This window comes from Sphingobacterium sp. UBA6317 (genome assembly GCF_002440385.1).
In the GTDB taxonomy this organism is placed as follows: domain Bacteria; phylum Bacteroidota; class Bacteroidia; order Sphingobacteriales; family Sphingobacteriaceae; genus Sphingobacterium; species Sphingobacterium multivorum.
Genome location: NZ_DJTD01000017.1, coordinates 76,951 through 101,809, shown reverse-complemented (window position 1 = coordinate 101,809; position 24,859 = coordinate 76,951). Strand labels below are relative to the sequence as shown.

Here is a 24,859-nt window from a genome sequence, read left to right as displayed (position 1 = left end):
ACCAGGAGTAAAGTTAATATGAAGTACAAGGTTATCAAGTCCTATCAGAGTGAAGCACTCATGGAAAAGGGGATCCTTAAGGATGAGCTCATTGAGCTATCCGGTGCTGCCTGCAATAAATACAACGGCAAGCCGCTACGCCTAGTCCACTTTTGGGACAGCACCACTGGTTGAACATCGGGAATTGGGACCCGCAGCTAAGGTAAATACCTATAAGTTGGTCAATGGAACGCTGAGTGGAGATGATATCATGATCGGTGCCGAAAAAGACGGTTTGGGAAATCCAATTAATGGCGAACGTCAATGGGCTTCAGGCCAGTACAATCTGGTGATCTTATATAAAAACACAACCTTTAATATGAGTACTTTCAAATCAATTCCTATTACTATATTGTACGAATAAAGCTATACTTTAAAGGAGACCAGTTATATTCCTAATAATCTATTATACATTAACGAATCTATATGTGCCTTGGGTGAGCTTAAAAAGGCTAAACTTTTTCTGTTGCAGACTTGTTGATAAAGTATATGAAAAATATGATGTTATCCTATCCCCTTAGAAAGTGGGTTACCACCTATGTATGCGGAAGCTTCCTCGCGATTGTTATGCTGGCGGGTTGTCATGACCGTAATGCCAAGCAGCAGCCGAAAAGTAAAGCAGAAAAGACAATGACCGAGCAGGCGGAAAATACTGACTTTACCCTAGCCTGGCTCAATGCTCTTTTTTATGAAGAAGATTTCGAGCCCGCTTTAAAATCGGATCTGCAGCTCAATAAAGAACAGATCAAAGCCTTAAAAGAGGCGGCGAGTGCCGCTGTTGGAAAGCTAAGTGAGGACGCTGAACCCTCGACCAAATCATTTAAAGAATCTATCAAACAGGCGACAACAGAGATTGTCCGGATCCTTGGTGAACAGAAAGCTGGTCAGTTCTTTCATTTTATTGCAGCACGTTATACGGACGAGCAGAATACACTGCCCTTAGAACCCAATCAGGTACCCGAAGATACACGGGTAGTTGTGAATGCACCTGCCTTCCGTATGGATGTATTTCAGCAGGGCAAGTTGATCAAAACCTACAAGGTGGGTGTCGGCTACCCGGAGTTTCCATTGCCGACAGGCGTACGTAAGGCAACCAATATCATTTTTAATCCGACCTGGACACCACCGGATGAACCTTGGGTAAAGGGCAAGGTAAGTCCTGGTGAGAAAGTACCTGCCGGAAGCAAATTAAATCCACTGGGACCGATCAAAATTCCCATTGGCATGCCATCGTTGATTCATGGCGGAAAAGATGTGTCCAAACTTGGTGCTTTTGCTTCCCATGGTTGTGTGGGCCTCACGGATGGACAGGTGCAGGATTTTACCCAGCAGCTTGCTCAAGTATCGGGAAGTCCAATTTCAGCGGAGAAAATTGCCGACTATGAGAAGAAAAACACCAAAACAGAATCGGTCAAACTTACACAGCCGGTGCTGGTAGAACTGCGTTATGAAACCATCGTTGCGCAAGATGGTCAGCTGCATATTTATAGAGATATATACGAGCGTGGTACCAATACTGTCGAAAATGCGACCCGTGTACTCGATAACTATGGCGTCAAATTTGAAAAACTCAGTGAGCAGGAAAAAAATAGCCTGACCCAAGCCTTGGCGGAAATGAATACCGATGCGCGTGGCAACAAAATTGCCGGGGCTGATCATCCCGATCAGGCCACAAAAGGAGACAGTGCGCAGAAAAGAGATGCGGACAAAGAAAACCGGAAGGAAAAGGGGCAGGTGACCAGGAAAGTCATCGGTCAGCAGGAAATGGCTATACCCATTGCCGCACTACGTGGAAAGGGCTATCCGATTCCGGTTGCGTACAATATAGGAAAATAGTTTCCAAACATAGGTTGCTTCTGGTAACGGAAGCAACCTATATTTAAAATAGAAAATTTTATTTGACCTTGATCAATTAGATAATTAAACACTCAACTCCGCTTTATTAGATAAAGCTGAAAAAAAAGGAATTCAGAAAGGCATTGAAAAAGGTCTTAAGACTGGTATTGAAAAAGGTAAGCGTGAAGAAGCTATTGCCATTGCACTAGAGTTTAAGAAAATGGGTTTACCTATTGCTGATATTGCTAAAGGAACCGGTCTTTCTATCGAAGAAATCGAAAAGCTGTAATCAAATACTTTTAAAGTTTATAGATATTTATTTTGAGCCATTTCCGGAAGGGAGTGGCTTTTCATTTTAAGGATGCTATATGGTCAAAAAAACTCCCCTTTCATTGCTGATAAAAGAGGAGTGCCTTTTTAAACTAAATATATGAAAAATCTTATCGTTAATAATAAAGCGCCCTAATAAATAAGGCGCTTCGCTAGATGTTGGTATATTTCAACCGGCTGATCTAATATAGAAATAATTTTTTGGAATTGGAAAAATAAAAATATTTTTTTATGTCTGCTTCTCCATTTTTTTTGGCTGGCTTAGCTTAACCCAATTATTGGTCGCTCGTCATCGCCGTGGAAGTAGTCAAAAAGTTGACTTGGTTTTATTTGTAATATTTTTGCTAAAGCATACACTTGATAGGGGTAAAAACCGGTATCATCATTTTCATGTCGGATTTTTCTTATTGGGTACACTTGAGGTCCAATTTTCGGTGTCATATCTTTATTTTTACGGCTGGCAACGAAAATTACCTTAGCGAATTTACTTAAGCTTTCATTGGTTTGTGAATTTTTCCGTACCCGTCATTGGCTAAGCCTACACGTTCAATACCAAGTGATGTGTTTCTATTTTTTATCAGATAGGGCCTCTATCAATAACTTTTGTGTAGAAATTAAATCCTTTTGAGTCTGTATTGTTTCTTCCTGCCTAGATATCAGTCGATTAGCCTGGTCTAACTGCTCCTTCAGAGAATTGATTTTTTCCAAAGAAGTATTATTGTCATTTTCGTAGAACGATTTGAAAGGTTCGAGATCAGTATAATATTTGAGAAAATTGTGGTTTAATGCTGAGGTATAGAGTGCTAATTTTTGTACCGATAGTGTTTCTTGCTTTAAATCATATTCAATGTTTTGGGAATTTTTCACTTTAATTTCTTCCATCAAACGCGCATTGCTCACACCTTGATTTTTTGCTTCTCTTTTAATTATATGTCCGATATGAATTTTCATAAAATTATTTCAAGATTTGACAAAAATATTTTGGGTAAAACCAATTTATTTTTGGTTTTTAATTTCTGTTAACTTATATTTGTATCATAATCAGTTAGCTGATTACTGTCTCGTCAACTGAAACCAGCAATTTTATCGACGCGAGACCTTTAGGAGCATATTGTCCCAATTTTGTATATTTGTACAATTTTTGGGAAAAGCTCCTACTGGAAACCGTGTCAGGTCCTTGCTGGTACCATGTTGGCGGTGGAAGGTAGGAGCTTTTCCTTTTGTAAGTTCTTACTTCCCGCCTCGAGACTCTTGTTGATAACCCAACTAGTAAATTATGAGACAAAAAAAGTCATTAACCACAACAGAACGACGGCAGATAAAGGATCAGCTTCGTCAGCTTGCAGTATCACTGCTCATCAAGAACAAATACTGCCCGCCAGAATAGCTTCTCAAAAGCTTAAAATCAGCAATGGCCCTTTACCTCGGATGAGGAATGTGCATACAAAAGCCAACAAAGGCCTGTGGATAGCATCGCCACTGTTGATTTTGCCGACCGGTACTTTTTTAAGATCTATGCCCCAAAAATGCACGGCTCCCTTCTCTTTTATCTTCGCACTTTAAAAGTAAGGGTTTCCGAAATCAAAAGCAAAGATTAAAGAAAAATACGATTGTAGATTATCTATATATAAGGTCGGTTTTTTATTTTACCAACGGACGCGGTATCGTCTCTATCAAATTACGTGTAACTGTCCTGCACCGCGCCCGATAACCTATTTCTTATTTTTTCACCGCTGTGACCTGAGTTCATTCAGGTTCCCGCAAAAAACTGATTTCGGTCGGACAGGGAGAGCTATGTGCTATCGTTACAGCCAAAAACTAAACACATGAAAGCCATTTATGAAGATCTCTTGCATCTTGACAGGCCATTCTATGAGATCCATGAAGACAGTTACGATCCATTGAAATGTATCGAAAGCTTTTGGGGTAATTATCCGCTAGTCACAATACGCGAGTACCTCTACGCATTTGACCTTAAATGCAAAACCCTCGGCGCAGCTACTGAAGGCAAATTAGAAGCTGTACAGCAGACGCTCTTTTTGGCCGATATCCTGCGTGCTCTGATGGCGTATTTCATGACGCATAGCCGTCATTTAGATACGGGCCAAATTAGACTGTCAGCTCTGGAAGCGAATATGGAGGAAATCAGACTAACCAAAAAAATCAACGATTTTTTTCAATCCATTAACCAACCGAAACCTTAAGATGATGAAAACAATACTTTATAATTTACACAAGGCTTTTAAAAGCAAACGAGCACGAGCGATACTGCTGTGTTTGGTTTCTATGTTTAGTTTATCTGCCCAAACGCCCTGCAAGGACAGCGGGGCGGATGGGCTTGATACCATTGGGCCGGTACTTGTCGGAAATAAATTGCCTGAAGATTTCTGGTCCCGAAAAGTGAAAATTTATAACCAAGGGGATACAGCATTTGTAGAACTATCCAGATACAAAGGCAAATCTTTTCTTCTTGACTTTTGGTCTACTACCTGTGGTACTTGCATCAGTGGTATGTCAGATTTGATTAAAATCCAAAAGAGTTTTGGTAAGGAACTTAATGTTTTGCTCGTAAACTCATATGGTAAATTAGACACCTATCAACGTATTCACAAGATGCCTATCGATGTTCTGCGGACAAACGACCTTAGCACTGTGTATGCCGATGATTATCTGATCAAGCTGTTTCCTCATCGTACGTTCCCATTTTATGTTTGGGTGGACCAAAATGGTACAGTGGTAGCATTAACCTTAAAACGGTTGGTTGAAATGGAAAATGTTGAAACATTTATCAAATATAATCGTCTCTATGAAAAGTCTAATTAGTTTGATCTTAATGATGGTCTGCTGTAAATCGGTCTTTGCGCAGGGTAAATATCGAGGAAATGTTATTGATCAGGATCATAATCCTATTGCTTTCGCTACGTTTAAACTGGAGGGAACTGCACCTGCTTATCGGACTGATTCCTTGGGTAGATTTGAGTTCTCCTCTTCCAATGCAATAAGGTTTGTTACATTTTCGGCCATGGGATTTGAAACCAAAAACATAAACTGGGATACCAATGTGACAAATCGCATCATCCTATTGGTTAGAAAAGACAATAGACTCGATGAGGTACACGTGAATACGGGATATCAGACCATCCCGAAAGACCGGGCGACGGGTAGCTTCGGGGTGGTATCTAATAAAGACTTCAATAAAATCCCGAGCAGAGGGATCTTGGATCGTATTGAAGGTAAAGTATCCGGATTGCAGTTTGATAGAAGGAGCGGAAAATCGGTGCTAAATATACGCGGGATAAACACCTTTTCTGAATTAGCGGCCCAGCCCCTCATCGTTGTTGATAATTTCCCTTACGATGGTGCGTTGGATGATCTTAATCCTAATGATGTGGAATCTGTCTCCGTATTGAAGGATGCGGCAGCCTCCAGTATATGGGGATCCCGAGCAGGAAATGGCGTGATTGTCGTGACGACCAAAAAAGGAAAGGCAGGCAATAAGCCGATTATCAATTTTACAACGACAACAATGGTCAGCAGAAAGCCTGACCTGTTCTATAACAAGACGATCAATAGTAGGGATTTTATCGAAGTGGAGCGTTTTCTCTTTGATAATAAGTATTATGATGATGCATATAATAGCGCCTATAATCAGACGACGATATTTTCGCCTGTCGTGGACATGCTGTATGCAAATAAAGCGGGGAGCTTGTCGGATATTGATCTGAATACGCGATTGAAAGCGCTAGAAGGGAACGATTATCGAAATGACCTGCTGAAATATGTTTATCAAGCTGCGGTAAATCAACAGTACTTTTTGGATATTTCCACAAGTAATGCAACCAATAGAAATCGCTATTCGGTTGGCTATGATCGCGGTAGAGGGGATACAAAAGGAGCAAATAATGACCGTTTAACTTTGAGGGCTACAAATAGCTGGAAGCTCGGGCAAAAGTTGTCTATAGAAAATATGATTTCTCTGATCAATGGACGGGATCGGGTTTTCTCTTCGACACCACGCTATCCGATGATTCCCGGGGGTGGAAAAAATAATTTGTATCCTTATGCCTCGCTAGTGGATGACGAAGGAAACTTCCTGTCGATCCCGAGATTTTATAATTCATCTTTTCTTGAAAGGGCAAATGCTGACGGTCTATTGGACTGGACCTACCGACCTTTAGCGGATCGGGATAAGTCGACTTACAAGTCCTGGAATCGGCATCTTTATTTAAATTTTAACTTGCATTATGACATCCTCCCCTTCTTAAAGGCCGATGTGATCTATGGTTATGAGAATAGTAGTAGCAAATCAGAATCGCTTTCCGGAGAGGATTCTTTTGAGGTGCGGGATTTGATCAATAAGTATACGCGAATTGTCGGTGGGGCAAAACTGTACGATTTTCCATTTGGTGCTATACTGCGAAATGGTGATAATGAGATGCAATCGCATAGAGGAAGGGTGCAGGTGAGCCTCAACAAATCTTTTGGAGACGAGCATGCCCTGAATGCGCTGATCGGTACAGAGCTGTATACCAGGAATATCGACCAGCGCTCTTCGGGCTCCTATGGTTACAATGCCGAAGTGCTCAGCCGCAAAAGTGTTGATTACAACACCATCTATAACTTGTATGGAGGTCTGGGATATGGGTATATGACACCCTTGGATGCTTATTCGGGTACATTATCCAGAACCTTATCAATGTATTTTAATGGTTTGTATGAATATAAGGCTAAATACGGGCTTTCTTTTTCTGCCCGTAAGGATGCTGCGAATTCGTTCGGAACGAATGTCAACAGCCAGTGGAATCCATTGTGGTCGGCAGGTTTACTTTGGCAGGTGGCAAAGGAAAAATTTATGCAAGGTGCAGATTGGATCGATTATCTTAAACTACGGTCAACCTTTGGCTACGGTGGTGTACAGCCCGCTGGAGCCCTCAATAAAACTGTGATCGGTTATGTCGGCAATGCTAAATACTCAAATCTACCTTACGCCTTGATCGGAAGCCCGCCAAACCCCGGGCTCAAATGGGAAACAGTGCGCACCTTAAATTTTGGTCTGGATTTCTCAATATACGGTGGTAAATTAACGGCTAATCTAGACTATTATCGGAAAAAGTCTTTCGACCTGCTTTCTGATGACCCCTTTGATCCGACTTCAGGTTATTCGCTGTTGACAAAAAATGTTGGTAAAATAGCAACTCATGGGATCGATTTGACCCTCGCCTCAAATGGTAGTTTCGGAAAAGGTTATTGGCAGTCTTCCATCAATTTTTCCTATAACAAAAATAAAGTGACTGATTATAGAGGGACAATCGGAGCAACCAGCCTGTATCTAGATGGTGGGAGGACGCTTATGCCGTTATTGGGTAAATCTCTGTACCCAGTTTTCTCTTATAAATCTGCTGGACTGGATCCCGTCAAAGGCGATCCAAGGGGATATAAAAATAGCGAAATATCGAAAGATTATCAGGCGCTGACCACGGATTCACTGCAATACCTAAATTATCATGGCACTGCCTTACCTCCAATATACGGAGCATGGAATAATACTATAGGTTATGGCAAGTTTTACCTAGATTTTAGTCTGCTCTTCAAATTTGGCCACTATTTTAAGAAGAAATCCATTGTCTATGGTAGTCTATTTGACTCCTGGGATGGGCATGCTGATTTTGCTAAAAGATGGCAGCAGCCAGGAGACGAATTGGTGACAACAGTTCCAGCGATGCAATACCCCAACGATAGTTATCGCGATCTGTTTTATCAGCACTCTTCCAATAATATCGTCAAAGGCGATCTCATTAGGCTGCAAAATATTAGGTTCGGTTACAACTTTGGCCTAAGCGACAAAAAGATCAAGGGTCAACTTTACATTGGAGCAAATAACGTGGGATTGATCTGGCGAAAAAATAAGGAAAATCTCGATCCTGATTATTTGGATTTGCCTGCTCCGCGTGTAATTTCAGTCGGTGGGAATATTAATTTTTAATACTTGTGACATGAGACAATATATTTACAAACTACTCATAGTAAGCCTATTTTGTATGGCTTCCTGTAATAAATTTCTGGAGGATAAAACAAATAAAACAAGTACAGTGCCATCCACATTGGAGGATTTGCAAGCCTTGTTAGATGCAGGAAATCAGCTGAATCTCGGAAGTTATCCTTTTTTCTTGGAAGCTTGCACGGACGATTTTCTCCTTACGGATGCTGGTTATAATAATCTTGACGTGTTTGATAAGCAGGTGTATACCTTTCAAAACCCAGATTTATATTCGGCAACAGAGAAATTGATATTATGGCGGGATGCCTATAAGGCTATTGCGATAGCCAATACGGTATTGGATGGATTGTCGGATATTAAAATTTTAAAAGGCCTCGATCCTAACAATATTAAAGGACAAGCACTATTCCATCGAGCTTTTATGCACTTTATACTCTTGCAGATATATGCTGCACCCTTTGATCAAAAAGGCAATAATAATGTACCGGGAATACCCATCAAGTTAAGCTCAGATATCAATGACAAAACCAAGCGGTCAACAGTAGGGGAATGCTATCGTTCGGTTATTCAGGATTTGGAGGAAGCAGCTGGCTTGCTTCCAAATGAATTAGGGATAGTGACACGACCTAATAAAATTTCGGCTCATGCTGCACTCTCAAGGGTCTACATGGCGATGGAAGATTACGGAAATGCAAAGAAATATGCTGAATTGGTCTTGACACGGTACGATAAGTTGATGGATCTCAATACAATGAGTGTAGATGCATCTTTTCCTTATCCAGCTATGAATGCAGAAACTTTGTTTTTTGCGTACTCAAATGGTACAACCATGTTTGGTGGAAGCAGAGGCTCCTATATGACTGATGATTTATTGAGTATGTATGATACTCATGACTTAAGGTTTCGGGCGAACTATAAAAAAGGGACCGATGGACGCTACACGTTTAAAGGTCATTACGTAGGTTCGGGAACCTACCTTTTCTTTGTTGGACTTACAACTTCTGAAGTTTTATTAAATGCTGCTGAAAGTAATACGCGACTGGGCAATGCGACGCTAGCTAAGCAACAACTCAATGAGCTCTTACAAAATCGGATTGAGAAGCAATTCTTTGTGCCAATAACGGAAAGTAACATCGAAGCCTTATTGAAGACAGTTATTCGGGAAAGGCGCAAAGAATTGGTCCGCAGAGGGCTAAGGTGGTCGGATTTGAGGCGGCTAAATAAAGACGAACGTTTTAAAAAGGAAATCGTTCGCAAGGTCACGATTGACGGAAAGATTCAAGAATTTAGCCTGAAGCCCATTAGTAAATACTATATTTTTAATATTCCAGCCGAGGTTAAAAATATGACCGGTATGGAATAATCATAAGAAAGTAGCGAAGGATAGTTCCCTCGCTACTTTCTTTGAGCTATAGCTTGAATTAAAACGGTCTGAAATCGGTGACAGTTTCATTTGGTGTTTTACTACTGTTGGCAGTGCTTATGCGAAGTGCGATAGTTGTTGGTGTAGAAGATCCCGAAGGGGTAACAAGTGCCGTCATATCGGGTTGTGAGGGATTTGATGGATTGGCAGGGGCATTGATCTGACAAACAGTTTGTTTAGCACCTTCACATTCTTCACTTGGCCCCAAGCTGTATTTGCTGGGATCGGTAGGAGAGTCTGAGGATGTGCCATGGTATGACCACACCTGATTCGCCGCTACTGTCTTTACTTCTTTCTGATTATTAACCTCTTTTTCACTTTGAATACTTTGTGCATTCGCGCTGAATGAAATTCCTAATACCATCACACCAATGCTCATGGTGCCAATGATTCTTTTTACTATTTTTTTCATTTCTTATGTTTTTAAGTTTATCCTTGTCGCTTATCCTTATTATCCTCCTGGATCGGCCGTGGAGGTGTTTCCTAATGACCGGACGGGCATTTCCCTGTCCTCCGATCTGTTATCTTATACCAAAGTTAGCGCAGTAATTTTCGAAAGATGTTTGAATTTTAGGTAGGCCGTTGTATGATTTTTTGTGAGGTGGTGCCCCGTCTTTTCTTCGAGTTTGTATTTTTATTCTTTAGTGGAAGAGCGCATTTTTGGGACGAAATGTCTGATACAAGGGACAAATGCCAAATATTGGGGATGGATAGGGATTTTTTTTATTTATATGCCCTCGGACAAATACCAGTATGTTTCCGAAAAAAAGCTGAAAAATTCTGCTGGGATCCGTAGCCGCAATAATTGCTGACTTCTTTAACCGAATGTCCTGCCAGCAATAACTCTTGTGCTTTAAGAATAAGATGCCTAGTCCAGGTCTGTTTCGGACTTTCACTATAGATGGCTTTATAGATTTTGTTCAATCTGCTCATGTCTACCTGCAGCTGTTCTGCAATCGCGTGAATGGAGCAGCTGCTGAATGTTTGCTTCACCTGATCCCTAATCATTCTCTCGGCCCTTTCGGCTAGGAATTGATCGGGATCTATCTTTTCATAGTGTTCAAAATTTTTATAAATGGCGATATCAAATAGGTCATAGACAAGTTTTACTGCCATAGCTTCATTGTCTTTATGATAATTGAAAAAATGCTCTTCAATTCTAGAAAGCTGATAGCTTGTCTTTTCTTTGATTGGCCATATTACACTTTGGTAGAGCCGCTTTTTGTCGCGTAGATGTGCTGTACTGAATTTAAAGAGGAAATGGTCTTCTTTAAATATGGCTGATCGTATATACCCTATATCGACCAGAACTCCGTAGATCAAATATTCTCCCTGCATCAGAATCGTTTGCATCTTCCCTTTGGGAATGTAGGCATAAGTATCATATCCAGAAGGCAACTGCACGTGACTATTATTTGCTGAATGTTCTATGTTAATGGTCGAAACGGAATACCTATTATACAGCAGATGATAATCGGATTTATCGGTTTGCACGGACAATTGAAGCGTTCTTTGCACGTGGGCCTGCACGCGATAAAATAGGACGCTATGGTAATCAATATATTCTTCTAGCAATTGGATGCTCGCATCCTCATAGCGCTGTAACTGTGAATCGGGAAGCTTGGGCAAAAATGCTCTTACTTGTCTGGAAAACTGGGGCACCTCGGGCAATATAAAATGAAAAGTTTTGATCATTGGATATACAGTCAATCGGGTTTTATAAAGGGCTCAATCCATGTTTATAAAAGTAAAATCGAGGATTGAGAAATACCTAAAAAAATGATAGATGACCTATTTCTGAGGAAATCATGCACAAAAACAAGGATATCTGACCTCTTTGTCTGTTCCTTCGTCAGTCATTGTCAATATGCCTCCTTTTTTTGTAACCTATCATTCTTTTCCTTTTTTTGAAAGATTTCAGCCACATTTGATCGTTAGCTAATACAATTTTAGTGCTGTACAGCCAGCGGGAGTGGCCTGACCCGTATCGTTGCAGGCCGATGTTTAATTCAATTTCAAACATGAACGACAACATACAGACAAGTGATCAGATCGTCGAACTGGGGTTAACTTTGCCTCAGATGATGCAGCTATTTCCGGAAATGGGAGATGTCGTTGACGATGAAAAATGCTGGGTAGAAATACCTTAACGCTAATTCAGCATCGCTTTCCGTCGGAAGGCGATGCTGTTCACTGATTGAATAATAACCTAATTTTTCTAGACCACAATTTAAATGAACAATAATCAATTGACCAAACCGTTTTGGTTTGCCAACGTATGGAATTTTTTTCCGGAATTTACGGTAGAAGATCTTGAAATAAATTACCTGAGATGGAGCGCTTACCGAAAGTCTTTTGCCAAGATGCTGCAACCCGTCCAACTGGACCGAATGCTGGACGCCTCTTGTCTTGAAATGCTTCCAACTGATCTTAGCGGGATTTTCATCTCTTTCCATTATGGCGCATACCGTCTGATACCGCGCTATCTGCTTGCAGCAGGCTATAAAATCTCTGTACTAGCTTCGCCCGGTATCATTAAAAAGGAACAAAAAGAGACTGAACTCCTGATGCAGCTAAACAATCTCGAAGCAGATAGCCTGCGCTATATCGATGCTTCAAGACGTACAGTGCTCAAAAATATACTTTCGGACCTAAATGAAAAGCGTTTGGTGCTGGTATACCTTGACGCGGACGAAGGGGTGAACCGCCTAGCTGCTAAAGGGTCCCGATCTTTGCTTAAGGTCCCCGTCGCAGCTAGTGGACTGTATTTCCACGCGAGTATCGCCGAGCTTGCCTTCCGGTTTCATATTCCCCTCTCTTTTCTGCTGATGGAAAAAAATGAGAACAATGGCCTGTGGAATCTGGCTTTATCAAAAAGGCTGCGCTGTAAAAGAGCGGAGCAACGTGATGGGTTTATGAAGAGGTTCAAGGGAAAATTAAACAGGGCGATAAACCGCATTGTCATGAAGGAATGGACAGCATGGGAAAACTGGCCCTTGATTCATTTTTATCATCCGGATCTTAAAGAGAGAAAGGTCGTTTCACAAGATGCACTCACGTGGGTAATGCCTATATATTTACAAGAACGTGCCTTTTTTTTCGACGTGAAAAATCGTCAATTTTTCGAACTAAAAACGGATAATTTGCTAAAAGGGTAAAAATTATGAAATGAAGTAAGTGAGTTGATGTATAATTTCTTGATAGGGATGGTGTTTCCTTTTGAAGAAATATTATTTTTAATTAATTTATTCTTTACGCTTTGTTTTTTGTAATTTAAGTGTTCAAAGTACACCAGTTATAGAAAAAACAATTTTGCCAACGTTTAAAATAGGATATAATGGAAGATAGACGGACCAAAATAACCCAGTTTTTCACGCGGAGATACATCTTATTTTTTATCGGAACAGGATTCTTGCTGCTGCTGCTGTTCAAATTGAATATTCAGGTTTGGCATCGATTGACCATGCGACATCTGTTGGCCTTAACCGGACCATACTTGTTTTCATTCGCGATGTATTGGCTGGCGATAAATTTATTGCAGTTAAGTTCTATTTATCTTAAACTGGTCATACTGCTTGTGCTGGGCTGCTGGCAATACCTGAGTATAGATTTCTGGGTGGATTATACCTACTCGTGGCTTCCTGCTCACGGCATTTCATTTGCCGGAAAACTGACGGATTATCATTTGATGCAATTCCACAATCGGATCATGGTAGGCAATTTATTGGTACTGGGGACAGCCTTAATTGTACACAGCGTTTTTAGAAATTGTTCCTATTGGCTAAGGTTTCAATTGCTCACCATGGAATTGGATGCTGGCAGGCTGGCGGGACGTCTCTCTAAGCATTTCGTGAAAGAATGGATCAAGATCGTGCAGCATAACAAACTGCTGCACCGAAACGATACACTGGAACTATTTCGATACATCATTGCAGTGACGGCAAACCGGAAAGTCAAAGTAGCTATTGCCGAAGAATGGAAGCAGCTCAAGGTGATGGCTTCCTGTTTTACAGACCGCCTGATGCTATTTAAGGGGGAAGAAGTCCTCTTTGCGACCGATTGGAGCCGCTCTATCATTGCTGCATCCATGCTCTCGTGGTTTGAAAATGCCCTGAACTATAGTCCTCGGGGAGCACAGGGTCAAATTATCATGGAATGGACGCGGGTAGATGGTCAGTTGCATTTCCAGATGATCAATTATGTCAGCGGCAAGCGCTCACCGGGACATACTGGGGTGGGCAATAAGTTGCTGCAGGAATTATTTGATGCGGTATTGCCCGGAACATATCGGATTGAATATCGCGAACAAAATACTATTTTCAGCGTCCAGCTTACGCTGCTCCAAAACTACCGAAAAGCGATTTAACTGAGTATTTTATAAAATAATGCCATATGCCAATAATCCCTATTCTTATCGTTGAAGATTTTCGACCTGATGCTGAAAAATTAAAAACTCTTTTAGAAGAAACAGATTTGGACCTCCTTATCGATGTGGCGGATAATAAAAAAGATGCCTTACGGAAAATCAACTCCGGCAAGTATGATGTAATTTTTATGGATGTTGTGCTGGACCAAAGGGCCGACGATACCTTGCTCAATGGAATGGATCTTTACCAGTCTATCGATGCCAAGAAAAGACCTGAGGTCGTATTTGTGACAGAGCATGAAGCGTTTTCGCTGCGCTCTTATGATTTGGATGCGGCCGACTTTATGCCCAAACCGGCTACGTTTCCGATGGTCTGCAGAGCGCTAGAAAATGCGTTTCGCCGTTTGGCTGTTCCGATCAATCTTAAATGTGTGCCACAGCCTGAATTCGCCTTAATCGAAATGACCGATAAAATGTGTCAAAGGGTACAGTTCAGTGATATTTACTTCGTGCAGAAAGTGAAAGGGGACAATGAGCTGGCTTTTTTCGAAAGAAATATGAGATTGGATGGGTTTGGCAAACCAGTGCCGCGTAAGGCAAAAAAGACCATTAAAGAGATTGTTGATTTTCTACCGGCAACCGAATTTGTTCAGGTGGATCAATCGACCCTAGTCAATATGAACTTTATTGTTTCCTTTTTGAAGCGTAAAATTGTGATGAGCGAGGGCCCTCAGCGCTCGTTCGCCGTGACCCGCAGCTATATCAAGGAACTCCGGCAGAAGCTGCACGTGATCGAATGAGCAGACGGATAGTAGGGATGAATTAAACTGAATTAATAAACCGAATGATAGTCAAAATAAACTAAGATTATGGAAAAATTTTTTGAAGAAGTAAGATCCGAACTACGCGCGCTCGTACAGGCGGTGCAGGTGATCGCCAAGGAAGCGCGCCAGGTAAGCCAAAACCTGATCAATTCAACGTCCGAACTATTGGACAATACCGATATAAAAGAATTACTGCATATCAGGGATACCAAATTGGGGCAGATCAAACCCCAGCTCCCGGGCTACAATCTGGACGGTAAGGATTATTACTTTAAAAATGAAATCATTGCCTATATTAAGGCAAATCCCAAAAAGTACAAGTAGCGTGGAAGAGACAATTGCCCGGGTTTTAGAAGTGCCGGATCTGGGCAATTTTACGCTTCACTCTAGCTTGACACAAGAAACACACTACCTCGACTAAACGATCACCCTACCTTAGCCCTTGTTAAGCTCAAGGATAACCCATGTGCAGGTGTCGTATTTAACCGTTTTCCATCGTATTCTACCGTATTTCACCGCAGTTAGCTGTAGCTATTGACATCGCTTGCTTTCGAGTGCATATTTGTATCGTCAACGCAATGATGGGCGCCCTTTGTTGTGACAGTCAACAGATTATTTAACATTAAAAACACAAGTAATGGCAAAATCAAAAGGTAATGTCGTCATGGAGGGAGCATCAGGGACAGTAGGCAAGATGCTCGTATTTCGGCAACGTGGCGATCAGACAATCATCGCACGTAGACCGACTTTTCAAAATAAAAAAGCACCCACAGTTAAACAGCTTGATGTACAAAATCGCTTTATGGATGCTTCGTTATACGCTCGTACGGCGATACAGGATCCTGACCTAAAGGCGGCCTATCAGGCCAAGGCTAATATCAACCAGACCGCCTTCAATGTAGCCTTTAAAGATTACTTTACGGCACCGGTCATTCGTCGTTGGGACGATAGTGGATACCAAGGCAATGCCATGGATCAGATTTTATTTATGGTAAAGGATGTGATGAAGGTGGTGAAAGTACAGGTCGGAATTTTCGATGCAAATGACTTGGAGCTGGAAGTAGGGATGGCGCAGGACATGGACGGACAAGGGATATCCTGGATGTACCAGGTGCAGGCCGATAATTCGAATTTCGAAAACGCGAAGTACCGGGTAACCCTAACGGATACGCCCGGGCATGAATATACCTATGAATTAGTATATGGCAATCCGTAACGTATGGAACTGACACTCAAACGTGTTCGGCAGGGGAATAATAGTACCCTGTCCGAACTCTACATCAACGGAACTTTCCAGTGTTATGGTCTTGAAGACACCGTGCGCGATGTAAAGATAAAAGGCCGGACAGCTATTCCTGCGGGAACCTACAAACTCGGGATCAACAGGAAGGGCGGGATGAATACCGCTTACAAAAAGCGCTTTCCGGATATGCACGAGGGGATGATCGAAATTAGTGCTATCCCCAATTTCAGTCTCGTTTATATTCATATCGGCAATACGCATGAAGATACGGAAGGCTGCCTGCTGGTCGGAACCTATTTTCATAAAAGTAATGATGATTGGGGTGTCTATCAGTCGGCCGAAGCCTATAAACAGTTGTATGAGACAATTATTGAACAGGTAAAAATGGGGCAAGTCACCTTAACGATCGAGAACAAGTTTACAGCCTAACGCGAGTTAAATACAAATGAGATATGAAAAAAATCATAGATAAAATTACAAAGGTCCTACAGGTGATCCTGCTGGCGCCTGTTAAATTGCCAAATAAGGCGTTGAATATCGCTAAATATATCGCGCTCGGGCTTGGTATTGTAGAATCTGTCCTAGAAAAAGATAAGGACGAATCAGTGACAGGGGACAAAGCTTCTTCTGCGGACGTACCGGATAACAGCCGACAGGAGGTTGATCGGGATAAGGATAAGAAAACAGTTGCCGGAATTCTTAAGGAAGGGGGGACGGATGCGCTGGAGTGATGTTAAACTTTCTACCATTGGCGGCTCTATTTGTGGCGTCTGGGCATCGTTTTCAATAGGAGGACTACTGTACAGTGCATTAACTGCCCTTGTCGGGACACTCGTCAGCTTTTTGTTGAGCCGGTTGTTACATCGTATGTTCAGGAAGAAATAGAACTTAAAAGCCCTGCTTCTTTTTAGGAGCGGGGCTTTATATGTAGTAGATGTAGGTCGTTTATATTCGTTAGTCCTTCTTAAAAGTTATACGTTAAGTAGGAAAATAAATGCAATTTGAGATGAGGTGTCCAACTGCAGGGATTGTGTAGCTGCACTATTAAATTGGAAATTCATTAGCAGTACACTAAAAAAGAATAAGAAAGATCGTATTTTTGCTTGCATATGTTTATTTATCCCGTTAGCTAGTCTCAAAAGGGCGGCATAAAGAACTGGTTTCAAAGTGCTTTAGTAAATAAATCGGGATTTGTTTAATCGGATTATGCTGCTTGAAAGCAGAATTAAAAAATTAATAGACTTTACATGAAAAAGCTGCTGCTTTCTTTGCTCCTCTGTTACTCAGCTGCTGCTGGAGCGCAAACCGAACGCGTGAATGTCTTCTTAGGATCTTCCGGTGACCATGGCCAGCTTTCGCCGGCAGCGTCCTCTCCTTTTCACCAATTGAGTATCGTACCTTATACTAATCCTACAACGCATACAGGATACGAGTATCTGGCCAAAGAAATTAAGGGGTTTACCCACAATCGCCTGGAGGGGGTGGGCTGTATGGGTAGTGGAGGATTGATCCTGATTAAACCATTTATAGAAAATGATACAAAACCTTTGAATAAAGTCATTGAGCAGGCCAGCCCGGGTTATTATACGGTAAATACAGCAGAAGGCATTCAAGTTGAAGTCGCTGTTGATAATGATTTTGGCCGGGAACACTATAGCTTTCCCGCGGGGAGAAAAGGTTTTTTTATTGATTTGGAACATGCTTTCAATGGCGCTTTTGTTGACAATGAATTTATTCAAGCGGGTAATCTCCTTGTAGGAAAAATGCGTGCGAAAACGACCTGCCATGTTGGTGTCTATACTATTTATTATGCGCTGGAGATTCCTAAAGCCAGGGGATGGCGAAAAGAAGGAAATAAGATATGGGTGGATCTAAAAGAGGAAGCTTTAGTCGCAGATATTAATATCGCTTTTTCGGCTGTGAGTAAAAATGATGCAAAAATGGCGATCTCAGCATACGCTAAGCTAGATTTTGAGACCATAAAAAAACGCGCGGCTGATCGCTGGAAAAATTCCCTTTCAGGGCTCAAAGTAAAGGGCGATCCGGATAAAGTAGATCTTTTTTATTCCTTACTATATCGCAGTTTGCAATCTCCCTATAGTATCAGCAACTCGCAGGGCGATTTTTGGGGAACAGACGGAAAAATGCATCGTTCAAAAGAGAAACGTTACCACGGGTGGGCCATCTGGGACAATTACAAAACACAATTACCACTTCTGGAATTGCTAGATCCCCATATGTATCAAGGCATCATCACGTCTATAGCTGACCTTTACCGTTATGGAAAATATGATTTTGCTGGCCCGCATGAACCTGCCAATTCAGTCCGGACAGAGCATGCCGCAGTGATCCTGCTGGATGCGGTCAGAAAGGGATATGAGGTTGATCTTGCTGGTATCAGAGACTCCTTGGTAGGTGATACTGCCCGCTTTGATTTTAAGAAACCGGACAAATACCTTGAAGCATGTTATGATATGTGGGCAATGGCCAAACTTTTTCCGCAGGAGCGCAAGACCTACCTGGGACGGGCAAAGTCATATCGAACTATTTGGAATAAAGATTTTAAAGATCTGACAAAACGGGATGTAGATCGTATGTCTGCGCGTGATATGTATCAGGGCACAATCAGGCAATATCGATGGAATGTACCCTTCGATGTCGCTGGATTAAAGCAGCTCGCAGGTGGCGAGGAAGACTTTCTGCGGGAACTAAATGAATTTTATGACGGCTATTATTTCAACAGGGCGAATGAACCGGACATGCAATCACTGACTTTGTATAATGCGAGCAAGTCGCCTTGGCGTTATCAAGAATGGATACATCGCATCGCTTTGGATACCACCATTCAATATTATTTCAACGACAATAGCCGAGGAATCGGAGCACATATCGATCGGATTTATAAAAATGAGCCGAAGGCTTTTGTGCGGACGATGGACGACGATGCCGGCGCGATGTCCAGCTGGTGGGTACTTTCGGCCATCGGATTGCAACAACCCTTGATCGGTGAGCCTATTTTCTATGTTAGCGTACCTTTTTTTGAACGGATTATTCTAGGCAATGGTTCAAATCCGCTGGTTATTGAGGTGCCGAATGCGAGTGACAAAAAGCGTTATATTAAATCAATCCTGCTCAATGGTAAGGATTTAGGGCGTTTATGGATAACACACGATGAGCTCAGAAAAGGGGGGACGCTCTCTATTGAATCTACGGAAAATCCTACAGATTATGGGGTGGCTAATAACTGGATAAGTAATGTCAACGACTAGTTTTAATCACTAAAACAGCTCCTCGAAATGGAGCAAGGATTTTGGCACTATTTTATCAGCTGTAAAAATAAAATAATTATATTAGCGTATATGAAAATTGCAGCTAATTTTCTGATGTCTGTTTTGGAGCAGTGCCCTAGTGCGATCGCAATTTTTGATAGCAAAGAGCTAAATATTGCTTTTGTTAGCCAAGGGATGCTGGATATCTGGTGTGTGGATCGCTCCATCCTGGGGCGTAGTTTTTGTGCATGCTTTCCAAATTTTAAGGAAGAAGGTTTTTCATCCATTTTGAAAAATGTATGGAAAACAGGAATTGTCTATCAGGCTGAGGATACACCCGCTTATATTGTTCATGATGGCACGAAAATACTGCGATATTTTAATTTTGAATATAGACCATTGCTTGACGAGGATGGGAAAACCTATGCTATTATGCATACTGCAAGTGATGTAACGGACCGGCATCTTGCTTACAAAAATGTGAAAGAAAAGCAAGAGCAGCTTATGTTTAGCCGCGAATTGGACGTGCTCGTCAGCACATTGGCACATGATCTGAAAAATCCATTGTCTGTTTTGAAAATTGGGAATAGTTTTCTGAGTAAAAATGTGGGTGTTTCCGTTAAGGTAAGTAAAAAATGGTTTGAAACCTTTGCGGCATCTATTCTAAATATAGAAAGTATTATAAATCAGACATTGCAGCTTGGCAAGATACGCCGTGCCGAGAAAGAAGTTGCGTGTGTGGCAATGGATAAAAAAATAGGCAATTGTATTGATGAAATTAAACTGGTATATCCCGACAAACACATGGAATTCATATTAGGAGATCTATTTCCTTTGTATACGGATGGTGGAATCGTTTATCAGGTTTTTATCAATCTCATTGGTAATGCCGTAAAATATGCAAAAAAATCAGGAGAGGCTTTTTTGCATATTTACAGTGAAAAAGCTGACAAGGGGGTCGTATATTATATCGAGGATAATGGCATTGGAATTCCCGGAGATGAGTTGCAGAAGGTTTTTCTTACGAATGAACGGGCGAGTAATACGGCCAAGGTTGCTGGAACAGGAATCGGACTGGCGTTGGTCAAACATCTCATGGAACATATCGGTGGGACGATTCATTTGTCGAGCGAACTAAACAAAGGTACCGTAGTTCGCCTATTTTTTCCGGTTTCATCGCGTTAACCCGTTTAGCGATCGCTTGTACCGCAGCTTTGGTGCTCCTGATTTAGCCCAGTCAAAAGACTACTGTACAGTGCATTGACTGCCCTTGTCGGGACACTCGTCAGCTTTTTAACGACATCAGACTCTGTGTTTTGTGCTTCGGTCTATATTTTGGTCAAAATCGTCATTGCTGCGGTCAAAGGTGTACAACTGGCAAAATTAATTTCCTCCCAGGATTTTTTGCCGTTTACAGCCTTCTCTGGGTCTTTCGCCTCCAACGAGAAGGAAACCTCTTTAGGCTAAAAAACATACCAGAAGGCTATTCATCACTACCGAAATATTTAGATATTGAGAATTTAAGTTATAGGGATGAGGTTCTTGGGTATATTTCTGGTAATCAGCTGGAGATTGATTGTATCTTGTTGTAGAGAGTGCTCAAAAAGTACATTTTTGATGGAAACATGTGAAATAAAAAAAGGTTTTCAGTCGGGGAGAATGAAAACCTTCAAATAACCAATTATAAACCTATTAAGGTGATGTAAATATATGGATTTTTTATTTCTTTTTCAAATTTAATCTGTTTTTTTTGCTAATTTTTTAGATCAAAAGGGGTTTTTATGGATATTTTAATTTATTGTGTCTTTTATTTTTGAGTTTTCTACTAATATTCTGTGTTTTTTTTGTTCAAATGTGTACTTATTTGTGTCGGGTAGGTGTTTTATTTGCTTTTTTTTACTTCGAATGTAGTGTGTGATGATGTTTTATCTGGTTTTAATCGTTTAGAAGATGTAAAATTTTGTCTTAAAGCGAATTTTTTACGCAGGTAAATGCTCATCTATGTCTAGTACATGCGCAAAAATAATTTTAGGACGGGTCAAGGTATGGCTAAACGTTCAGCAGATGGCATGGCGAAGGGTAGTGATTTAATCAGCTACTCCAACTTGTATGTAGAGTAGCTGATTTTTTAAAAACGATTTATCGCTTCACAAATCCAATACCACTGATGCTTGCGGATCCGCCTGCCGTTAGGGGTTTAGATACTGTATTCCAGACCACGGGGTTGAATTGGTCATTGGTGATCGTCTTCTGGACCATAACACTGGTGGTGCCACTGTTTAATACAAATGCATCATGACTGCCTAAAGCCCCCATCAAAGCAGAAACATCATTTAAACTGATGCCAACTGAAAAATTTGTGTCGCCACCATCAACAACCAAGGCATACATCGTTTTATTGTCTGCGGACAGGCCAATGGCTGTTACCGCTTGAACAATAGCTGCTGTAGTCAAAACGTTATAACCTCGGTAACGAACCCAGTTGGTCCCGGATACAAGTCCGCTAAATTGATTCAAATCATAAGGCTCAAAAGCAAACTTGGTGGTATCGGGACAATTACCAATATAAGGCGAGCCATCTTTGCGTATGGCAAAGAAAGGTCTGGTCTTTTCTTTGGTTTTTATATTACTGGTCGATACATTGATCTGCCGACCATTTTTAATGTAAGAGTAGGTCGTAGATAAAGCGGCATTGATAGCCGATAGAATCTGCCCCCCCGCCCGCGGTTCATTATACTTTGCCATATCGCCAATTGGCTGACTAACATATAAATAATCGTCAAATGCACTCATAATTAAAGGGAATACCGCTTTGGATGAAAGGTCTACTGTTAGCAATTGAAAGCTCACCCGTTGATCGAGCTTATTCAGATAACGTATATGGGTGCGTGTAAGTCCATCCGTTACTTTGACGGATGAATCGACCAAAAACGTTTTGATGAGGTCAGTCCGTTCCATAATCCTTTTGGTGACCGCCTCCATCTGTGTATCGTTGGGGATTGTGTCTGTGATCGGATTTTCTACGACCTTATCATCAAAGGAGGGATAATCATCCCTCTGTTTGCACGAATTAGCTATACCCATACAGAATATGCATAGCAGGGCAAAACTAAAAATTGTTTTTCTTTCCATATCTATCGAACTAAGAAAAATGAAACATAGGGCTTCATGATGGTACTGGTAAATCCATCATAGCCTAAGGCATAAACAACATACGACCTGCGGTCAAGTATCGCTCCGGCATTGCTATAAGAGGCGATTACTGTACCATTTGTTACAGGTGATCCGGCTTTGCGGATCTTCCATGTCCGTGTCGCAATACGGTTCAGTTGAAAGTAGGGGCTGGTCTCTAGGTATTTTACATCTTTTGCTACAAGCGAGTCTTGGACAGCAATAGCAGTTGCACTTCCAGTTGCTGCAGCGCCATAATAAAGATCAATGGACGGGACATTGGGCATCAGATTGGTAAATCGGTATTTTGCCTGTGTACTGTCGGGTCGCGAAAGATCCTCTTCATTTAAGATCATTTTCGTATTCTGCGCTGTATCTGTAATATGCAGGGTATAGCGCTTGCCGGCACCAAGGTTTACGGATGATTCGGCCAATATAATGGAGTCGCGTCCATCATCGGTTTTATGTGGAAGGGCAACCTGTACTTTCACATTGCCGGCCTTCCATTTTAAAAAGTCAGGTCTGGAGTCCCCGCGGGTGTTGTACCCGCCGCCGGGAAACGGCTCACGTCCCCGGATGAGCGAAGTGACGCGCTGGTCATCAAATTTGACATACATATAGCGGTCATCGGGATAGATAGATGCCATATTTACCTTCACAATGACATCATCGGGGCCGAGAAACTCTACTTTTCCAAAGTCTTGAATGGACTTCTCGCAAGAATATAGGGCAAATCCACCTAAAGCAAGAAATACTATTTTTTTGAAATTCTTCATAATTTTTTCTTTAATCCGTTAATAAGTTGAAGTGACAAACCAGGTCGGCTTAATCACATACTCCGGCTCTAGGGCGCCCCATCGTTCAAGCTCTGAAGCGTTCCATACGTACTCCGAATTATAACGCGGCCGGACGCGGTAACAATAATCATTGTAAGTCAGCTGGCTGCCGGCCAATGGAATAAACTGCTTGAATATTTCCGTGTTATAATGATATTTTCTTAAATCACACCATTGTTCAAGACCTCCCCAGCCCCATTGCACAATATACTTTTGTCCCATGATGTCTGCTAAAGTCAAATCAGCAGCAGAGAGGGGTATTTCTCCTCCCTTGATATAGTTATCTGCTTCAACAGAAGTGATGACTTTTTCGTTGGTGGTATTGATGTACTTATTGACGAAGTTTATGTGTGCATAAATTCCTTTGATGTATGCTTCATAGGCCTTTGCGGCATCGCCTTTGATAAATAGTGCTTCGGCCTTGACCATTTGCAGCTGCGCGTAGGTCATCAGCGGAAAATCAGCTGCGTCCCTAAAGATAAATTTGCCCACGCCGCTACTGACGTCTCCAAGGATGTTTGGAACTGTTGTGTTGGATACATTGGGATCGCCGCCGATGTAGATGCTGTCAACCGGATTGTTGATCATTAACATGCGCGAAAGACGTGGATCGGTCGATACTTTCGGGTTTTCAATGGGTTCACCGCGCAATCCTCCGGTGAGGTAGCGTACGATCGGCTTGCCTGCCCTGTTATAATAAGATGTGGTGTAAAGACCAAATCTGGAGCTTACCACATTGGCTGTTTCCGATTTATCACCGTCAAATTTAACGCCTGCATCATCGGACGGTGAATCAAATGAACGGTCCACAAAATAGGCAATGGAATCGGCATATTTTTCTTTAAAATCGGGTTTGTTGACCAAGTGAATGTACTGAAGTGCTTTTAAACCGTAGACAAATTTGCGCCAGCGGTCCATATTTCCCCGAAATAGATTATCGCCTTTTTTTGAATTCAGGTTGGCACTATAATCGACAGGGCTTTTTTGATCCAGATAATATAAAGCCGAATCACACCATACACGTACTTTAGCATATACTTCGGGCTGGTCATTATATTTGAAAGATAACTGCTGTGTACGCAAGGCTTCATCGAGAATAATCGGGCCGTGGTAATCGGTGAGCATCTGATAACCCCAGGCCTTTACGGCATAGCCGATCGCGGCGTATTCATATTTTTGATTGACTATTGCATCGTTGATCATCAGCTGCAGGTTGAGTCCATGATCAAAATAGACCATACGCCACATCACACCGCCAACATCACTTTGCTGCGGGAAACCATGACGTTCCCAGATCCGGGAGGATTCGTCTGTACTCGCGCCCAAGATGGTTTGATTGAATTTGTTCATCTGCCGTTGGTCATTGGCATAACCATTGGCCATCTGATAGATGATCGGAGCTAGAAGCAATTCGGCTTTGACTAGCTGCGGATTGGACGGATTTTCATTGATGTCCAGGTATTTTTTACAACTGCTCAATCCGGCAAGGACTGAAAAGATGAGTATATAAAGTTTTGTTTTCAT

General features: G+C 41.7%; 23 protein-coding genes. 16 read left to right on the top strand and 7 right to left on the bottom strand.

From position 1 onward, the window contains the following. Window positions 1-184 precede the first annotated feature (184 nt). Both B3E92_RS05055 and B3E92_RS05050 read left to right on the top strand, forming a co-directional pair. Window positions 185-403, top strand: coding sequence for a hypothetical protein (locus B3E92_RS05055; protein WP_070569994.1), 219 nt, complete (start codon window positions 185-187; stop codon window positions 401-403). 125 nt (window positions 404-528) lie between these two features. Further along, on the top strand, window positions 529-1,875 hold the full coding sequence (locus B3E92_RS05050; protein ID WP_070569995.1) for a L,D-transpeptidase: 1,347 nt from the start codon (window positions 529-531) through the stop codon (window positions 1,873-1,875). A gap of 897 nt (window positions 1,876-2,772) precedes the next feature. Here the strand turns inward: B3E92_RS05050 and B3E92_RS05045 are convergent. After that, window positions 2,773-3,156: a hypothetical protein gene (locus tag B3E92_RS05045; protein WP_115045869.1), complete on the bottom strand. Its 384-nt coding sequence runs from the start codon at window positions 3,154-3,156 to the stop codon at window positions 2,773-2,775. A gap of 875 nt (window positions 3,157-4,031) precedes the next feature. Here B3E92_RS05045 and B3E92_RS05040 point away from each other — a divergent pair. Genes B3E92_RS05040 through B3E92_RS05025 form a run of 4 tightly spaced genes read left to right on the top strand, consistent with a single transcriptional unit; the run spans window position 4,032 to window position 9,566 of the window. Next, the gene (locus B3E92_RS05040; RefSeq protein ID WP_286895648.1) at window positions 4,032-4,409 is read left to right on the top strand and encodes a hypothetical protein; all 378 of its coding nucleotides are present in this window, start codon (window positions 4,032-4,034) and stop codon (window positions 4,407-4,409) included. Window position 4,410: 1 nt separating this feature from the next. Next, window positions 4,411-5,028 carry a TlpA family protein disulfide reductase gene (locus B3E92_RS05035; protein ID WP_286895646.1) on the top strand — a complete coding sequence of 206 codons (618 nt, stop codon included), beginning with the start codon at window positions 4,411-4,413 and terminating at the stop codon, window positions 5,026-5,028. Next, entirely contained in the window at window positions 5,012-8,188 is a 3,177-nt protein-coding gene (locus B3E92_RS05030) for a SusC/RagA family TonB-linked outer membrane protein (RefSeq protein WP_286895644.1), read from the top strand. The genes B3E92_RS05035 and B3E92_RS05030 overlap by 17 nt, the downstream gene beginning before the upstream one ends. Before the next feature lie 55 nt (window positions 8,189-8,243). Next, a complete protein-coding gene (locus B3E92_RS05025) occupies window positions 8,244-9,566 on the top strand; it encodes a RagB/SusD family nutrient uptake outer membrane protein (RefSeq protein WP_286895642.1) in 1,323 nt (440 codons plus the stop codon). Between the two features lie 58 nt (window positions 9,567-9,624). On the opposite strand, the gene B3E92_RS05020 is transcribed toward B3E92_RS05025, so the two are convergent. Both B3E92_RS05020 and B3E92_RS05015 read right to left on the bottom strand, forming a co-directional pair. After that, window positions 9,625-10,038: a hypothetical protein gene (locus B3E92_RS05020; RefSeq protein ID WP_286895641.1), complete on the bottom strand. Its 414-nt coding sequence runs from the start codon at window positions 10,036-10,038 to the stop codon at window positions 9,625-9,627. Between the two features lie 311 nt (window positions 10,039-10,349). Then, window positions 10,350-11,321 carry a helix-turn-helix domain-containing protein gene (locus tag B3E92_RS05015; RefSeq protein WP_286895640.1) on the bottom strand — a complete coding sequence of 324 codons (972 nt, stop codon included), beginning with the start codon at window positions 11,319-11,321 and terminating at the stop codon, window positions 10,350-10,352. A 326-nt stretch (window positions 11,322-11,647) separates the two neighbouring features. On the opposite strand from B3E92_RS05015, the gene B3E92_RS05010 reads away from it, so the two are divergent. The 10 genes from B3E92_RS05010 (at window position 11,648) to B3E92_RS04965 (ending at window position 20,513) form a co-directional block, all read left to right on the top strand. Then, window positions 11,648-11,776 (top strand): hypothetical protein, encoded by a 129-nt coding sequence (locus tag B3E92_RS05010; protein ID WP_286766751.1) that lies wholly within the window; start codon window positions 11,648-11,650, stop codon window positions 11,774-11,776. An 84-nt stretch (window positions 11,777-11,860) separates the two neighbouring features. Continuing rightward, window positions 11,861-12,784, top strand: coding sequence for a hypothetical protein (locus tag B3E92_RS05005; RefSeq protein ID WP_286895638.1), 924 nt, complete (start codon window positions 11,861-11,863; stop codon window positions 12,782-12,784). A gap of 179 nt (window positions 12,785-12,963) precedes the next feature. Beyond that, window positions 12,964-13,992 carry a hypothetical protein gene (locus B3E92_RS05000; RefSeq protein WP_286895636.1) on the top strand — a complete coding sequence of 343 codons (1,029 nt, stop codon included), beginning with the start codon at window positions 12,964-12,966 and terminating at the stop codon, window positions 13,990-13,992. A gap of 26 nt (window positions 13,993-14,018) precedes the next feature. Beyond that, window positions 14,019-14,792 carry a LytR/AlgR family response regulator transcription factor gene (locus tag B3E92_RS04995; protein WP_286895634.1) on the top strand — a complete coding sequence of 258 codons (774 nt, stop codon included), beginning with the start codon at window positions 14,019-14,021 and terminating at the stop codon, window positions 14,790-14,792. Between the two features lie 69 nt (window positions 14,793-14,861). Continuing rightward, on the top strand, window positions 14,862-15,140 hold the full coding sequence (locus tag B3E92_RS04990; RefSeq protein WP_070570022.1) for a hypothetical protein: 279 nt from the start codon (window positions 14,862-14,864) through the stop codon (window positions 15,138-15,140). 313 nt (window positions 15,141-15,453) lie between these two features. After that, window positions 15,454-16,032 (top strand): hypothetical protein, encoded by a 579-nt coding sequence (locus B3E92_RS04985; protein WP_281047749.1) that lies wholly within the window; start codon window positions 15,454-15,456, stop codon window positions 16,030-16,032. Window positions 16,033-16,035: 3 nt separating this feature from the next. Further along, on the top strand, window positions 16,036-16,488 hold the full coding sequence (locus B3E92_RS04980; RefSeq protein WP_201639822.1) for a DUF5675 family protein: 453 nt from the start codon (window positions 16,036-16,038) through the stop codon (window positions 16,486-16,488). Between the two features lie 23 nt (window positions 16,489-16,511). Further along, window positions 16,512-16,790, top strand: a complete 279-nt coding sequence (locus B3E92_RS04975; protein WP_281047747.1) for a hypothetical protein — start codon at window positions 16,512-16,514, stop codon at window positions 16,788-16,790. A 516-nt stretch (window positions 16,791-17,306) separates the two neighbouring features. Next, window positions 17,307-19,328 carry a glycoside hydrolase domain-containing protein gene (locus tag B3E92_RS04970; protein WP_286895629.1) on the top strand — a complete coding sequence of 674 codons (2,022 nt, stop codon included), beginning with the start codon at window positions 17,307-17,309 and terminating at the stop codon, window positions 19,326-19,328. Between the two features lie 90 nt (window positions 19,329-19,418). Then, window positions 19,419-20,513 carry a PAS domain-containing sensor histidine kinase gene (locus B3E92_RS04965; protein ID WP_286895627.1) on the top strand — a complete coding sequence of 365 codons (1,095 nt, stop codon included), beginning with the start codon at window positions 19,419-19,421 and terminating at the stop codon, window positions 20,511-20,513. A 143-nt stretch (window positions 20,514-20,656) separates the two neighbouring features. Here the strand turns inward: B3E92_RS04965 and B3E92_RS04960 are convergent, their stop codons facing one another. The 4 genes from B3E92_RS04960 to B3E92_RS04945 all read right to left on the bottom strand — a co-directional run bounded on the left by B3E92_RS04960 (window position 20,657) and on the right by B3E92_RS04945 (window position 24,859). Beyond that, a complete protein-coding gene (locus B3E92_RS04960) occupies window positions 20,657-20,770 on the bottom strand; it encodes a hypothetical protein (protein WP_349681662.1) in 114 nt (37 codons plus the stop codon). Between the two features lie 697 nt (window positions 20,771-21,467). Continuing rightward, window positions 21,468-22,460, bottom strand: coding sequence for a phosphodiester glycosidase family protein (locus B3E92_RS04955; protein WP_286895625.1), 993 nt, complete (start codon window positions 22,458-22,460; stop codon window positions 21,468-21,470). 2 nt (window positions 22,461-22,462) lie between these two features. Next, complete coding sequence (locus B3E92_RS04950; protein WP_286895623.1) at window positions 22,463-23,275, bottom strand: DUF4397 domain-containing protein; 813 nt, start codon at window positions 23,273-23,275, stop codon at window positions 22,463-22,465. Between the two features lie 18 nt (window positions 23,276-23,293). After that, a complete protein-coding gene (locus B3E92_RS04945) occupies window positions 23,294-24,859 on the bottom strand; it encodes a SusD/RagB family nutrient-binding outer membrane lipoprotein (RefSeq protein ID WP_286735659.1) in 1,566 nt (521 codons plus the stop codon).

Coding starts and splice junctions, on each gene's coding strand:
- B3E92_RS05050 (WP_070569995.1), top strand. CDS start 529: ATGAAAAATATGATGTTATCCTATCCCCTTAGAAAGTGGGTTACCACC.
- B3E92_RS05045 (WP_115045869.1), bottom strand. CDS start 3,156: ATGAAAATTCATATCGGACATATAATTAAAAGAGAAGCAAAAAATCAA.
- B3E92_RS05040 (WP_286895648.1), top strand. CDS start 4,032: ATGAAAGCCATTTATGAAGATCTCTTGCATCTTGACAGGCCATTCTAT.
- B3E92_RS05035 (WP_286895646.1), top strand. CDS start 4,411: ATGATGAAAACAATACTTTATAATTTACACAAGGCTTTTAAAAGCAAA.
- B3E92_RS05030 (WP_286895644.1), top strand. CDS start 5,012: ATGAAAAGTCTAATTAGTTTGATCTTAATGATGGTCTGCTGTAAATCG.
- B3E92_RS05025 (WP_286895642.1), top strand. CDS start 8,244: ATGGCTTCCTGTAATAAATTTCTGGAGGATAAAACAAATAAAACAAGT.
- B3E92_RS05020 (WP_286895641.1), bottom strand. CDS start 10,038: ATGAAAAAAATAGTAAAAAGAATCATTGGCACCATGAGCATTGGTGTG.
- B3E92_RS05015 (WP_286895640.1), bottom strand. CDS start 11,321: ATGATCAAAACTTTTCATTTTATATTGCCCGAGGTGCCCCAGTTTTCC.
- B3E92_RS05010 (WP_286766751.1), top strand. CDS start 11,648: ATGAACGACAACATACAGACAAGTGATCAGATCGTCGAACTGGGGTTA.
- B3E92_RS05005 (WP_286895638.1), top strand. CDS start 11,861: ATGAACAATAATCAATTGACCAAACCGTTTTGGTTTGCCAACGTATGG.
- B3E92_RS05000 (WP_286895636.1), top strand. CDS start 12,964: ATGGAAGATAGACGGACCAAAATAACCCAGTTTTTCACGCGGAGATAC.
- B3E92_RS04995 (WP_286895634.1), top strand. CDS start 14,019: ATGCCAATAATCCCTATTCTTATCGTTGAAGATTTTCGACCTGATGCT.
- B3E92_RS04990 (WP_070570022.1), top strand. CDS start 14,862: ATGGAAAAATTTTTTGAAGAAGTAAGATCCGAACTACGCGCGCTCGTA.
- B3E92_RS04985 (WP_281047749.1), top strand. CDS start 15,454: ATGGCAAAATCAAAAGGTAATGTCGTCATGGAGGGAGCATCAGGGACA.
- B3E92_RS04980 (WP_201639822.1), top strand. CDS start 16,036: ATGGAACTGACACTCAAACGTGTTCGGCAGGGGAATAATAGTACCCTG.
- B3E92_RS04975 (WP_281047747.1), top strand. CDS start 16,512: ATGAAAAAAATCATAGATAAAATTACAAAGGTCCTACAGGTGATCCTG.
- B3E92_RS04970 (WP_286895629.1), top strand. CDS start 17,307: ATGAAAAAGCTGCTGCTTTCTTTGCTCCTCTGTTACTCAGCTGCTGCT.
- B3E92_RS04965 (WP_286895627.1), top strand. CDS start 19,419: ATGAAAATTGCAGCTAATTTTCTGATGTCTGTTTTGGAGCAGTGCCCT.
- B3E92_RS04955 (WP_286895625.1), bottom strand. CDS start 22,460: ATGGAAAGAAAAACAATTTTTAGTTTTGCCCTGCTATGCATATTCTGT.
- B3E92_RS04950 (WP_286895623.1), bottom strand. CDS start 23,275: ATGAAGAATTTCAAAAAAATAGTATTTCTTGCTTTAGGTGGATTTGCC.
- B3E92_RS04945 (WP_286735659.1), bottom strand. CDS start 24,859: ATGAAAACAAAACTTTATATACTCATCTTTTCAGTCCTTGCCGGATTG.